Here is a 13,348-nt window from a genome sequence, read left to right as displayed (position 1 = left end):
GATTATCCCTCCTGGTCAACACTGGTTAGGCGCAAGGTCGTCAGAACGGGCAGGTGATCCGAATAGGGCAAGCGCGGCACCTGCCCGGAAATCGCGGTCAATCCCTTGGTGAGCAGCACGTGGTCGATGCGCTCCTTCGGGGCGTCGGCGGGCGAGGTCGGCGGGTCCCCGAACGCGGTCAGCGGGTCGGTCAGCCCGGCCGCCTTCAGCACCTCCATGGCCGGGTCGGTGGGCCGGGTGTTGAGGTCGCCCGCCAGGATCACCGGCCGCTTGACCTGCTCCCCGGCTCCGGCGGCGCGGTGCCCGGCCTCGTCGGCGTCCCGGCCGACGGCCAGGGCGCGGGCGATCGCGGCCACCTCCGGCGCCTGGCCCTCGGGGGCCTGCAGGTGGGTGTTGACGATGCCCACCTCCTTGCCGCCGACCTCCAGGACGATCGCCTGGGCCTGGGCTCCCGTCGGGTAGTCGTGCGCGCCCAGGGGATAGGAGTGCACCTGCCTGACCGGGAGGTTGGTGAGCAGGGCGTCGCCCCACACGTTGTCGCCGGCCGGGGCGAAGTGGTAGCGCATGCCGAGGCCGCGGGCGATCCTGGCCAGGTCGTCGTGGCCGCCGTTCAGCAGCCAGCCGCGGTCCACCTCGCTGAGCAACACGACGTCGGGCTTCTGGGCCGCGGCCCAGGACGCGATCTTGTCGAGCGACAGGCGGCCGTCCAGGCCGTAGCCCATGCGGATGTTGTAGGTGATCAGGGTGAAGGTGTCGCCCTGCTTGGCCCGTACGGGCGGCGCGGACGGCGCCCCGAGCGTCACGAGCCCCACCAGCAGGACGACGAAGGCCACCGGCAACCAGCCGAGACGGACCGTCGCGACCGGCCGCGGCGAGTGCCGGACCAGGGCCGTGACCACGCTGAGGGCGGCCACCAGCACCGCCACCGCCACGAGGACCAGGCCGTTGGGGAAGCCGAGGTTCATGTCGTAGGCCGCGTAGTAGACGAACAGCCCGACGAAGAAGACCAGCCCGCCGCCGAGCACGGCCACGCCGGGACGCCGTCCGGAGGGATGGTCCGGCCGCGTGGTTCCGGCGAGCAGGGCGCCGAGCCAGCCGATCATCAGCACGGCGAAGTAGGACGCCGTCAGGGTGAGGATCAGCGTGAAGGCCACCAGCACGACCCCGGCGATGAGGTCGAAGACCGGGGACAGCGGCGGATGGGCGGCCTGCACGACGACCATGACCAGGACGACGGCGAGTATCCCGGTGCCCGCCAGCACCTGCCACAGGTCGGTCGGGCTCGCCACGGGCTTGGCCCAGCCGGTGGCGGCCACGCCGGTCAGCAGCATCGCCGGGCCGAGCAGGAACCACGTCAGCGTGGGCGCGCGGTCCACCTCGGCCTCCGGGGGGCGTACGAGGCCGAGGAAGGCGGCGCAGAGGGACAGCGCCGCCAGCCACGGGACCAGGCCGTCGCGCCAGACCAGATCCACGCCGTCCAGCAGCAGATGGACGGTCAGCGACAGGCTCAGGCCGCCCATGACGCCCACGGGGACGGCCCGCCGCGGCACGGTGTGGGCGCAGCCGTACAGGAAGACCAGACCCGCGGTGACGCCGGCGGAGGCGACGTAGAGCTGGCCCACCCCCGCCTGCAGCAGGATCCTGGTGAGGACCAGCGCCGCGGCGCCGCCGAGCAGAGCGTGGCGCGGCTTGGCTAACAGCGCGAGGAAAGGCAGGATGAACCAGGCGGCTGCGTAGAGGCCCATCAGCTCAGGCGGTGTCTCGCCCGCGCGGCCGAACAAGGTGATCAACGACGGGAGGAAGACCCTCAACACGTCCAGCAGCAGCACGAGGCCGAGCGCGAGCATGATCGCCGGGCCGCGGAGGATGGTCATGAGGCATCCTCGTGTTCGGCTCCGATGATATGCAAGAGCACGGGCGCTAAACTTCCAACAACCTTTTCGATTTGACGGTGGGAATCAGCGTGGAGCGTCGTCCTGGTGTGCCCAGACTTCTCCGGGAGATCAACGATCGGGCCGCACTGGAGCTGTTGCTGGCCACCGGCCCCATGACGAGGGGGCAGATCGGCGACCTGACCGGTCTGTCCAAGGTGACCGCCTCCCAGACGCTCGCGCGGCTGGAGGAGCGTGGCCTGGTCGAGGTGGTGGGCGCCCAGGCGGGCGGCAGAGGGCCGAACGCGGCGCTCTACTCGGTCATCCCCTCAAGCGCCTATGTGGCCGGTCTGGAGGTCGGCCCCGAGCTGATCTCGACCGCCGTGGCCGACATCCACGGCCGTACGATCGCCGAGGTCACCGTCGACCCCGGCGGCCACGACGACCCGGTCGCCGCCGTGCACGGCGCGATCGTCAAGGCGTGCCGCAGCGCCAAGGTCAGCCTGGCCAGGCTGCGCGGCGTGGTGATCGGCACCCCTGGCGTGGTCGACCCGCGCAGCGGCGACGTGCGTTTCTCCTTCGACCTGCCCGGCTGGCACGAGGGCATCCACGAGGCGCTCGCCGGCGACCTGCGGCGCGAGGTGACGATCGAGAACGACGTGAACCTCGCCGCCCTCGCCGAGTACGCCGACGGCGCAGCCAAGGGCGTCGACGACTTCGTGCTGGTGTGGGCGAGCCGCGGCCTCGGCATGGCCGTCATGCTGGGTGGCAAGCTCCACCGGGGGCGTTCGGGCAGCGCGGGGGAGATCGGTTACCTGCCGGTGCCGGGCGTTCCGCTGCCGGAGGACATCCGTACCAAGCCGGGCCGGCTGCCCTCGCTGGCGGGCGGCCTGCAGTCGCTGGTCAGCGCCGAGGAAGTGGCCGAGCTGGCCCGTGGCTACGGCTTCACGGCCGAGAGCGCCCGCGAGTGCGTCGAGGTCGCGGTGGCGGCCGGGTCCCGCGGCGAGCCGATGCTCGACGACATCGCCCACCGGCTGGCGCTGGGTGTGGCGGCGGTCTGCGTGATCCTCGACCCGGGGCTGGTCGTGCTGGCCGGGGAGGTGGGCCACGCCGGGGGATCCGCGCTGACCTCCAGGGTGGAGGAGGCCGTGGCGCGGATCTGCCCGGTGCGGCCGCAGGTGGTCACCACGGCGGTGGCCCATGCGAACCCGGTGCTGCGCGGCGCGGTGCTGGCCGCGCTGGACCAGGCGCGCGAGGAGCTCCTCGCGCCCTGATCCGGCGGGGGCGTGGTCGCCCGCCTCAGGCAGTGATCAGTTCCACGGCGGCCTGGGCGTTGGCCCTGGCCGCCCCGTACGTGGCGATGTAGGCGGCGCTGCCGGGCCGCCAGACGGGCAGGCCCATCTCGATCACCGTCGCGTCCTGGCGGGCCGCCACCAGCGCGGAGACCAGTTCCTGGCTCGCCTGGTAGCGGTGGGCGTCCTTCACCACGATGACCAGCGACCGGTTCGCGGCCTTGGCCAGCAGGGCGGGGACGTCGGCGGCCGCGGGCTCGACGCGGACGATCTCGGCGTCCGGCAGCCACGGGCCCACACCCCATGGCACGGTTCCCACGGCGATCGTGGGCGGGGTGTCCACCTCGATCACCAGGGGTTCCACCAGGGGTTCCGTCTCGCCGGTCAGCCGCACGGCGCGGCGGGCGGCCTGCAGGCCGACCCCGTTCTGCGCGGCGGCGACCGTCTCGGACGCGCCGAACCAGGCCCGCAGCGCCCGGACCCGCTCGGCCGCCTGCTCCAGCCTGGCGGCCGGCAGCCGGCCCTCGGTCACCGCGTCCACGATCTCCGCGATGACCCGCTGGACGTCGTCCTCGCCGGGGATCGGGCCGAGGCAGATCAGGTCCGACCCGGCCGCGAGCGTGAGCACGGCGCCCTTGGCGAGGCCCACGCTCTTGGTGATCGCGTGCATGTCCAGCGCGTCGGTGATGACCACGCCGTCGTAGCCGAGCTCGCCCCTGAGGAGCCCGGTCAGCGCGGCGGGCGACAGGGTGGCCGGGGTGTCCCCGGTCACCACCGGCACCGCCACGTGCGCGGTCATCACGGTCTTGGCGCCGGCCTCGATCGCCGCCCGGAACGGCACGAGCTCGCGGGCCCGCAACACGTCCAGGTCGACGTCCACGACGGGCACGGCCAGGTGGGAGTCCACCCGGGTGGCGCCGTGGCCGGGGAAGTGCTTGACGCAGGCGGCCACGTTCACCGACTGCAGGCCGTTGACCGCCGCGACCGTGTGCCTGGCCACCAGCGCCGGGTCGGCGCCGAAGGACCTGGTCCCGATCACCGGGTTGTCGGCCTCGGTGTTGACGTCGGCGCTCGGCGCGAGGTCCAGGTTGATGCCGCACGCGGCCAGCTCCGAACCGATCGCCGCGTAGACCCGGCAGGTCAGGTCCACGTCGTCGACCGCCCCCAGCGCCGCGTTCCCCGGGTACGGGCTGCCGACGTGGTAGGCCAGCCTCGTGACGTCCCCGCCCTCCTCGTCGAGCGAGATGACGGGCTCGGCCGAGGCGCGCAACGTCGTGGTGAGCGACCTGACCTGCTCGGAACCGGCGACGTTGAACCCGAAGAGCGTCACGCCGCCCAGGCCGTTGTCCAGCTCGCGCAGCACCCAGTCGGGCGCCGTGGTGCCCTGGAAGGCGACGAGCAGCGTGCCGGCCGCGAGGCGACGCAGCCCCCGATCACTCTGACTCATGGCTCCTCATCACTTGAATGAAGGCACGACCGGGTACGGCTCGGACGAACCCGAGCCGTACGCGGATCAGTGCCTGTTACCCCTTCACGGCCCCGGCGGTGAGACCGGCGACCATGCGGCGTTGTACCAGCAGGAAGAAGACGACCACCGGAAGGGTCATCAGGGTGGAACCGGCCATGATCGCGCCCCAGTCGACGCCCTTCTGGCCGAAGAAGTACTGCAGGGCGACCGGCATCGTGTATCCCTCGGACCCCGACATCAGGTAGAGGGCGAACACGAGATCGTTCCAGGCGGTGATGAACGAGAAGATGCTCGTGGCCACCAACCCCGGGGCGACCAGCGGGAACAGCACCTTCCAGAACGTGGTCAGCCGGCTCGCGCCGTCGATCCAGGCCGCCTCCTCCAGCGTCCGCGGCACCGCCGCCACGAACGTGCGCAACATCCAGATGCCGAACGGCAGCGTCAGCGCGACCTGGGTGATGATCAGCCCGATGAGCTGGTCACCGAGGCCGACCCGCTTGACCATCATGTACAGCGGGATGAGCAGGCCCTCCGCCGGCAGCATCTGCACGATCAGCAGGACGACCAGGAACGTGCCACGCCCCTTGAAGCGGAAGCGGGCGATGGCCGTGGCCGACAGCAGCGCGAAGACCGAGCCGATGAGCACGGTGCCGAGCGCCACGATCGCGCTGTTGCGCATGTAGAGCCAGATGGAGTTGTTCGCCACGCCCTCGGTCAGCACCCGCGCGAAGTGGTCGAAGGTGAAGTGCGTGGGGAACGGGATGAACTCCGTCGTGAAGATCTGGTCGTTCTCCTTGAAGCCGGTGGAGACCATCCAGTAGACGGGGAAGACCGCGTAGAGGAAGACCAGCACACCGGCCGTGTTCAGGAGGATCTTCCCGAGCTTCTTGCGGGCCAGCGGGTTCACATCTCCTCCTGCTTCACGATCTGCCGGACGTACGCGACGGTGATGATGAGCAGGATGATCGTCAGCACGATGGAGATCGCCGCGCCCGTGCCCAGCTTCTGCGGGGGCTTGAACGCCTCCGCGACCGCGTACATCGACAGGTTGAAACCGTCGCGGTTGGTCGGGCCGTTCATCAGCACGTAGAGCTGGCTGAAGACCTTGAAGTCCCAGATGATCGACAGGATCGTCAGGACGGCGAAGACCGGCTTGAGCAGCGGAAGGGTGATCTTCCTGAACGTCCGCCACGCCCCCGAGCCGTCGACCTTCGCCGCCTCGTACAGCTCGGACGGGATGCCCTTGAGGCCCGCGAGCACCGAGACCGCGATGAACGGGAACCCGGCCCACACCACGCACACGATCAGTGCGACGTAGAGCGGGAAGGTGTCGTTGAGCCAGGGGGTGCCCGTCCAGTCCTGCTGACCCGCGGGCGGCGCGGCCAGCCAGTCGGGCAGCAGGTTGAGCAGCCAGTTGACGATGCCGGACTCGGCGTCGAAGAGCGAGCGCCAGATGACGCCCTGCGCGACCGGCGGCACGGCCCAGGCGAACATGCACCCGATGACCACGAACAGGGACATCTTCTTGCCGAGCTTGTTCAGCAGCACGCCGACCGCGGTGCCCACGATGAGGGTGAGGCTGACGGCGACGAAGGCGAACACCACGGTGTTGCGCAGAGCCGACCAGAAGATGTCGTTGGAGAGGACCTTGTCGAAGTTGCCCAGGCCCACCCATTCGGCCGGCTTGCTTCCCCTGATCTGCGCGAGGCCGACCTTCTGGAAGGCCATCACGCCGAGCTGGAACATCGGGTACAGCAGCAGTCCCGCGATGACCAGCAGCCCGGGGATGAGCAGCACGTACGGGATGCTCCAGGTGGGCATCCCGGTGGCCTTGACGGGCCCGCCGCCCTTCTTACGGCGGCGCCCCGGGGCGGGGGACGAGCCCCTGCCCCGGGTGACCGTAGTCGTGTTCGCCATCGTTACTGGTTCAGGATCTCTTCGAGTTCCTTGTTGGCGTCAGCGAGAGCCGTGGTGGTGTCCTTCTTGCCCTCGATGACGGCGCGCGCCGCGTTCTGCAGCACGGCCTTGGTGGCGTCGGCCTCGGCCCAGTTCGGGTCGGCCGGGAACGCCTTGGCCTTGGCGAAGGCCTGGGCGAACGGGCCCTGCGCCGGGTCCTCGTTCAGCGCCGCCAGGGTGTCGGGGTAGACCGGCAGCAGGCCGCCTTCCTTGGCGTAGCGGTCGGCCCAGGTCTTGCTGGTGGCGAGCTTGATGTACTCCTTGCCGAGGTCGGCCTCCTTGGTGCCGCCCCACAGCGCGATGTCGTTGCCGCCGAAGAAGGAGGGGGCCAGGCCGCCGGTCTTGGCGGGCAGCGGGAAGAAGCCGAGCTTGTCGCCCTTCAGCTTGCCCTTCGAGTCCTCCTCGATGCCGGGCAGGTCCCAGCCGGCGGTGAGGTACATCGCCACCTTGTTGTTGGCGAAGCGCTTGCGGATGTCGACGGTGTTCAGCGTCAGGTTCGCCTTGCTGGACAGGCCGCCGGTGACCAGACCGGTGTAGGTCTCGAAGCCCTTCTGGAAGCCGGGGTCGGTCAGCTTGCCGACCCACTTGTCGCCCTCCTTGACGGCGAACTCGCCGCCCTCGGACCAGGCGAACGCGGCCAGCAGGTGGTTGGCGTCGGAGCCGCCGTTGAAGGCGAAGCCGTCGACGCCGGCGCCCTTCTCCTTCTGGATCTTCTTGGCCGCGGCGACGAGCTCGTCCCAGGTCTTGGGAACCTCGATCTTGAGGTCGGCGAACCAGTCCTTGCGGTAGAGCACCGCGCGGGCGCCGGCGCCCCACGGGATGCCGTAGATCTCGCCGTCAACCGTCTCGTAGCCGTAGAGGTTCTCGGGGATCTGGGCCCGGTCGCCCTCACGCGCGATGTCGGTGATCGGGGTGAGCGCGTCCTGGCTCTGCCACATGGGGACCTGGTCGTTGCCGATCTCGGTCACGTCCGGGCCTGCGCCGGTGGCGGCGGCGGCGAACTTGTCGGCCACCTGCGGCCACGGGATCCACTCAAGCTTGACCTCAGCGCCGGTCTGCTTCGTGAACTCGGCGTTGAGCTCTTCCATGTACTTGGCGGCGGCAGGGTTGCTGTCGCCCAGACGCCACATGCTGAGCGTCTTGCCCGCGAACTTCGGGCCACTGGAAGCGGGGGCGGCCGCGCTGGACGACGGCTTCGGCTCCTCGCTTGACCCACAGGCGGCCAGGCCCAGGGCCAGGGCGGCCGTGGTGACCGTAGTGGCTGTGATCTTCGCGATCCTCACAGGGTTCTCCCTTCCCGGGTGCTGGCCTACGGTCCGCACCAGGCTGATCGTCAAATGCCGAACGACGCTGTTAAACTAACAAGAAACTTTCTTAAAAGAAACGCTCGTTAGCCATTCGTGACGAGAGGGGTGCGGTAATGAGTCGAAGCCCGGGGATCCCCCGGTTGCTGCGCAGGTTGAACGACCGCTCGGCACTTGAACTCCTCCTCGCGGACGGTCCGCTGACCCGCGCCGAACTGGGGGAGCGAACGGGGCTCTCCAAGGTAACCGCAGGTCAGCTGCTGGCTCGCCTGGAAGAGCGGGGCCTGGTGGAGGTCGCGGGCGAGCGCGCCGGCGGCAGGGGTCCGCACGCCGCCCTGTACGCCGTGGTTCCGTCCACCGCGTACGTCGCCGGGCTGGAGGTGCTGCCCGACAGCCTCACCGTCGGTGTGGCGGACATCACAGGTAAAATCGTTGTCGAGGTGACGGTCAACCCGGCCGACTCCCGCGATCCGGTCAAGGCGGTCCACTCGGCCGTCCAGCGGGCCTGCGCCGCGGCCCGCGTCGAGCTCTCCCAGCTTCGCTCCTTCGTCATCGGCACCCGTGGGGTCGTCGATCCCCGCAGCGGCGACGTGCGCTGGTCCTACGACCTGCCCGACTGGCACGTCGGCGTGCTGGCGAGCCTCCGCCGGACCCTGGGCGGCTCGGTCACCATAGAGAACGACGTCAACCTGGTCGCCCTGGCCGAGAGCCGCTACGGCGCCGCCGTCGGCCACGACGACTTCGTGGTCATCTGGGCCGGTGTCGGCCAGGGCCTCGGCGTCATGCTCGGCGGACGGCTGCACCGCGGCATGAGCGGCGGCGCGGGCGAGATCGGCTGGCTGCCGGTGCCGGGCGAGCCGCTGCCCGCCGACGTGTCACAGCCGCAGTCGGGCTCCTTCCAGCGCCTGGTCGGCCACGACGCCCTGCGCGGCCTGGCCGTCGAGCACGGCGTGATCGGCTACACCGTGCCCGACCTGGTCCGCAACGGCGACGAGGACTACCTCGACAAGGTGGCCGGACGACTGGCCGTGGGCGCGGCGGCCGTGGCCGTCGTGCTCGACCCCGAGCTGATCGTGCTCAGCGGCGACGTCGGCCGGGCCGGCGGCGAACGGCTGGCCGCCAAGGTCCAGGAGGCCGTGGCCCGCCTGTGCCCCAGCCAGCCGACCGTGGTAACCACCAAGGTGACCGGCAACGCGGTGCTGCGCGGGGCCCTGGTCGCGGCCCTGGAGCAGGCCCGGGAGCAGGTTTTCTCCGACACTGTGTGAGAATTTCTGCCCATGTGGCAGCTCGACACCGACGTAGTCCTCATCTCCGACCCGCGCGTCTCGGCGGTCCCCGTCCGGGAGTGCGGCGAGCCGCTGGCCGACGTACGCGGGCGGCTGCGGGTCGACACGCGGATGGCCGACGCCGACGGCGCGTACGCGCACCTGCGCGCGGGGCTGCTCGACCGGCTCGAACAGGCCGAGAGCGCCCTTCCCGACGGCTTCCACCTGCTGATCGTCGAGGGCTACCGGCCCATCGCCACCCAGCGGCGCATCTTCGAGGGGTACCGCGCGGAGCTCCTCACCACTTATCCCGATATGACGCCTGACGAGTCCTATATCGCGGCGAGTCGTTATGTGTCCCCTGTCGAGGTCGCCCCCCACACCGCCGGCGCCGCCGTCGACCTGACCCTGTGCGCGCCCGACGGCACCGAGTACGACATGGGCACCGAGGTCAACGACAACCCCGAGGAGAGCGGCGGCGCCTGCTACACGGCCGCCGCGGGCATCCCGGCCGAGGCCCGCGCCCACCGCAAGATCCTGGCCGCCGTCCTGGAGCCCGTGGGTCTGGTCAACTACCCGACCGAGTGGTGGCACTGGTCCTACGGCGACCGCTACTGGGCCATGTCCACCGGCGCCCCCACCGCCCTGTACGGTCCTGCCCCCTTCTAGCCAGGTTTTCTCCCGGCGGCGGTACGGGCACAACCTGTGGCGGAGGCTTTTGGACTCCCCAGCGAGGTGTGCATGGTTCCGTTGATCGGGATCGAAGAGGAATACCTCGTCGTCGATCCCCGCACGCGTCACGTGTCCCCCCGGGCGGCCGAGGTCCTGGCCGCCGCGACGGACATGCTCGACGTGGCCCACGAGATCACCCGTTTCCAGGTGGAGGCCCGTACGCCGCCCTCCGCCGACCTGAGCGAGCTGGGTTCCCAGCTTCGGACAGCACGGAAGGAGGTGGCCGAGGCGGCCCGGTCCTGCGGCCTGGCGGTCGTGGCCAGTGGCATCCCGGTGCTCGGCAACGTCATGCCGCCGCCGCTCACCGACGACCACCGCTATCTGCAGGGCAAGGAGCTCTACCGCGCGTTGCAGGACGAGATCAGCATCTGTGCGCTGCACGTGCACGTCGACGTACCGGACGAGGAGATCGCCGTCTACGTCGGCAACCATCTCAGACCCTGGCTGCCGACGCTGATCGCGCTGGCCGCCAACTCGCCGTTCTTCGTGGGCCGCGACACCGGCTACGCGTCCTGGCGGGTCATCAGCTGGGGGCGGTGGCCGGTGTCCGGGGCGCCGCCGTACTTCCCGACGTTCGGCGACTACGAGCTGGCGCTGCGCGCGCTGTCGGAGTCGGGAGCGCTGATGGACCCCAAGACGGTCTTCTGGGACACCCGCCCGTCGCCGCGGCTGCCGACGGTCGAGATCAGGGTGGCCGACGTGCCGCTCGACGTGAGCGACAGCCTGACGATCATCGGCCTGATCCGGGCCCTGGTCGTGACCGCGTTGCGGGAGGTGGCGCGCGGCGACCGCGGGCTGCCGATCCCGTCGGAGGTGCTGCGGGCCGCCTATTGGAGGGCGGCCCGGGACGGCCTGGTCGGCGACAGCCTCGACGTGCGGCACGGAACGCTCGTGCCCGCCACGGTGATGGCCCGCCGGCTGTTCGGCCACGTACGCGCCGCGCTGGCCGAGGCCGGCGACCTGACCTTCATCGAAGAGGGTCTGGAACGGCTGCTGAGCAAGGGCTCCGGCGCGGTACGCCAGCGGCGCGTGCACGCCCGGGGCAACGACCTGACCGACGTGGTGGACGACCTGATCGAGGCCACCGTCGCCTGAACCGCCCGTTCAACGCAGCGCGAGCACCGCCGCCACGCCGAGGCCCGAAGGTCACGACGACGCCGCGCAGCACGTCAGGCGGCATGAGCCGGGCCACGCGGGTGCCGAGGAAGCCACCCGCCAGGCCGGCCGGCGCCACCACCGCCACGGCCTGCCACTCCACCGGCCCGAACAGCGAGCACGCCACCACCGAGACCGTGCTGACGACCGGCGCCAACGCGGCCCGTACGGCGTTGACCCGGTGCAGGTCGTCGTGCAGGAACATGCCGGGCCACCGCGTTGGTCACCGACGCCGTGACGCCCGGGTACCCGAAGGCCACCAGCGCCGGGAAGGAGACCAGCGTGCCGCCCCGGCCGGCGCGTTGACCACCCCGGCCACCAGCCCGACCGCGCCCAGGAACACGAACTCCCCACCCGTCATCGCCCCACCCCCGACCGGGACGAGAGGTCGGCGCTGGTCATCGGGGCGGCCGGAAGCGCGAGGTCGGCGCTGGTCATCGGGACGGCCGGAAGCGCGAGGTCGGTGCTTGTCATCGGCCCGCCGCGTAGCCCTGGGCGCCGCGGGGGTTGGCGGCGGCCTTCAGGAAGGCGCCGTCGCGGGCCACCGCGCTCAGCCTGCCGAGCGACCACGGCCCCTCGACCTCGACCTCGTGCCCGCGCCGCCGCAGCTCGGCCACCACCCCCGGGTCGAGCCGCTCCTCGACGTGCAGCACCCCGGGACGCGAGCCGCGCGGGAAGAACGAGCTGGGGAAGTGCGCCGAATGGAACATGGGAGCCTCGATCGCCTCCTGGAGGTTCAGCCGCCCGTGCACGACGGCCAGGAAGAAGTTCACGCTCCACTGGTCCTGCTGGTCGCCGCCCGGGGTGCCGAACGCCAGCCACGGCCTGCCGTCCCTGGTGGCGAACGACGGCGAGAGCGTGGTGCGCGGGCGCGCGCCGGGCCGCAGCGAGGCGGGCAGCCCCTCCTGGAGCCAGAACATCTGCGCCCGGGTGCCCAGGCAGAAGCCCAGCTCGGGGATGGTGGGCGAGCTCTGCAACCATCCGCCGCTGGGCGTCGCCGAGACCATGTTGCCGAACCGGTCCACGACGTCCACGTGGCAGGTGTCGCCCCGCACCGCGCCGTCCGACGTCACCGTCTGCTCGCCGATGCCCGGCCGCGCGGGGGCGGGGATCGTGGAGGTGACGGCCGCCCTGCCGGGCGGGAAGGCCGGGAGGCGCGGCTCCCGGCCGCCGGGGGCGCCCGGCCGCAGCTCCAGGCTGGCCTCGGCCCCCACCAGCCGCCGCCGTTCGTCGTTGTACGCCGAGCCCAGCAGGTCGGACATGGGCACGTCCGCGTCGCCGTACCAGGCTTCGCGGTCGGCGAAGGCGAGCTTGGCCGCCTCGGTCACCAGGTGCACGTAGTCCGCGCCGAGGAGGTCGACGGCGTCGAGGTCGAACCCGGACAACAACGCGAGCTGCTGGAGGAAGACCGGCCCCTGTCCCCAAGGTCCCGTCTTGTACACGGTGTGCCCGCGGTAGTCGAAGCTCACCGGCTCCTCGACCGAGGCCGACCAGCGGGCCAGGTCGTCCCCGGTGAGCAGGCCTCCGTGGACCTCGCCCGAGCTGTCCCGCCAGGCGGTGCCGGAGCTGAAGCCGGCGACGGCCTCGGCGACGAAACCCTCGTACCAGGCATGTCGGGCGGCGGCGAGCCGGCCTTCGCGGGTGGCCGACGCGGCCTCGGCCTCGGCGACCAGCCTGCGGTAGGTCGCCGCGAGCACCGGGTTGGCCAGCTTCGACCCCGGCGCGGGCACCCGGCCGTCCGGCAGCCAGGTGGCCGCCGACGTGGGCCAGTCGCGGGTGAACAGCTCCTCGACCGTGCCGATCGTGGCGGCGATCCGGTCGAGCACCGGAACGCCGTGCTCGGCGTAGTGGATCGCCGGGGCCAGCACCTCGGCCAGCGACCAGGTGCCCCAGCGCTCCAGCAGCGACATCCAGCCGCCGAACGCGCCCGGCACCGTCGCCGCCAGCAGACCCGTGCCGGGGACGACGTCCAGGCCCATCGCGGCGAAGCGCTCGACGGTCGCGGCGGCGGGGGCCACGCCCTGGCCGCACACCGCCGACACCTTCTGCTCCTCCTCGCTCCACAGCAGGATCGGCACCTCGCCGCCGGGGCCGTTCAGATGCGGCTCGGCGACCTGGAGCACGAACCCGGCCGTCACCGCCGCGTCGAAGGCGTTGCCGCCGCGTTCCAGGACGCCCATCCCGGCCGCCGAGGCCAGCCAGTGCGTGCTGGCGACCATGCCGAAGTCGCCTGTCAGTTCGGGCCGGGTGGTGAACAACGGTCTCTCCTCCGGGGGGACGGTTCAGGAGACTGTATACAATCCTG

At 71.3% G+C, this 13,348-nt stretch carries 10 protein-coding genes and 1 pseudogene; 4 read left to right on the top strand and 7 right to left on the bottom strand.

Annotated elements, in window-relative coordinates; translation table 11 throughout:
* Positions 1–2: 2 nt before the first annotated feature.
* Positions 3–1,874, bottom strand: coding sequence for an endonuclease/exonuclease/phosphatase family protein (locus tag ACWCSU_RS33950; protein WP_449940469.1), 1,872 nt, complete (start codon positions 1,872–1,874; stop codon positions 3–5).
* 89 nt (positions 1,875–1,963) lie between these two features.
* On the opposite strand from ACWCSU_RS33950, the gene ACWCSU_RS33945 reads away from it, so the two are divergent.
* Entirely contained in the window at positions 1,964–3,145 is a 1,182-nt protein-coding gene (locus tag ACWCSU_RS33945; RefSeq protein ID WP_357694286.1) for an ROK family transcriptional regulator, read from the top strand.
* 25 nt (positions 3,146–3,170) lie between these two features.
* Here the strand turns inward: ACWCSU_RS33945 and ACWCSU_RS33940 are convergent, their stop codons facing one another.
* The 4 genes from ACWCSU_RS33940 to ACWCSU_RS33925 form a co-directional block, all read right to left on the bottom strand.
* Complete coding sequence (locus ACWCSU_RS33940) at positions 3,171–4,610, bottom strand: glycoside hydrolase family 3 protein (protein ID WP_449940467.1); 1,440 nt, start codon at positions 4,608–4,610, stop codon at positions 3,171–3,173.
* A gap of 76 nt (positions 4,611–4,686) precedes the next feature.
* Entirely contained in the window at positions 4,687–5,538 is an 852-nt protein-coding gene (locus ACWCSU_RS33935; RefSeq protein WP_357694282.1) for a carbohydrate ABC transporter permease, read from the bottom strand.
* Complete coding sequence (locus ACWCSU_RS33930) at positions 5,535–6,548, bottom strand: carbohydrate ABC transporter permease (RefSeq protein ID WP_357694280.1); 1,014 nt, start codon at positions 6,546–6,548, stop codon at positions 5,535–5,537. Before ACWCSU_RS33930 ends, ACWCSU_RS33935 begins: the two co-directional genes overlap by 4 nt.
* 2 nt (positions 6,549–6,550) lie before the next feature.
* The gene (locus ACWCSU_RS33925; RefSeq protein WP_357694278.1) at positions 6,551–7,870 is read right to left on the bottom strand and encodes an extracellular solute-binding protein; all 1,320 of its coding nucleotides are present in this window, start codon (positions 7,868–7,870) and stop codon (positions 6,551–6,553) included.
* Positions 7,871–8,007: 137 nt separating this feature from the next.
* Between ACWCSU_RS33925 and ACWCSU_RS33920 the strand changes: the two genes are divergently transcribed.
* The 3 genes from ACWCSU_RS33920 to ACWCSU_RS33910 all read left to right on the top strand — a co-directional run bounded on the left by ACWCSU_RS33920 (position 8,008) and on the right by ACWCSU_RS33910 (position 10,983).
* Positions 8,008–9,156 (top strand): ROK family transcriptional regulator, encoded by a 1,149-nt coding sequence (locus ACWCSU_RS33920; RefSeq protein WP_357694276.1) that lies wholly within the window; start codon positions 8,008–8,010, stop codon positions 9,154–9,156.
* A 12-nt stretch (positions 9,157–9,168) separates the two neighbouring features.
* Entirely contained in the window at positions 9,169–9,825 is a 657-nt protein-coding gene (locus ACWCSU_RS33915) for a M15 family metallopeptidase (RefSeq protein WP_449940462.1), read from the top strand.
* A gap of 72 nt (positions 9,826–9,897) precedes the next feature.
* Positions 9,898–10,983 (top strand): carboxylate-amine ligase, encoded by a 1,086-nt coding sequence (locus tag ACWCSU_RS33910; RefSeq protein WP_357694273.1) that lies wholly within the window; start codon positions 9,898–9,900, stop codon positions 10,981–10,983.
* A 58-nt stretch (positions 10,984–11,041) separates the two neighbouring features.
* Here the strand turns inward: ACWCSU_RS33910 and ACWCSU_RS33905 are convergent.
* Positions 11,042–11,248, bottom strand: a pseudogene (locus tag ACWCSU_RS33905) (TSUP family transporter); the annotation flags it as partial.
* 265 nt (positions 11,249–11,513) lie between these two features.
* Positions 11,514–13,262, bottom strand: a complete 1,749-nt coding sequence (locus ACWCSU_RS33900; RefSeq protein WP_449940721.1) for a gamma-glutamyltransferase family protein — start codon at positions 13,260–13,262, stop codon at positions 11,514–11,516.
* Between the last annotated feature and the right edge of the window lie 86 nt (positions 13,263–13,348).

The organism is Nonomuraea sp. NPDC001699 (assembly GCF_053596455.1).
This window is presented reverse-complemented; position numbering and strand designations above follow the sequence as displayed.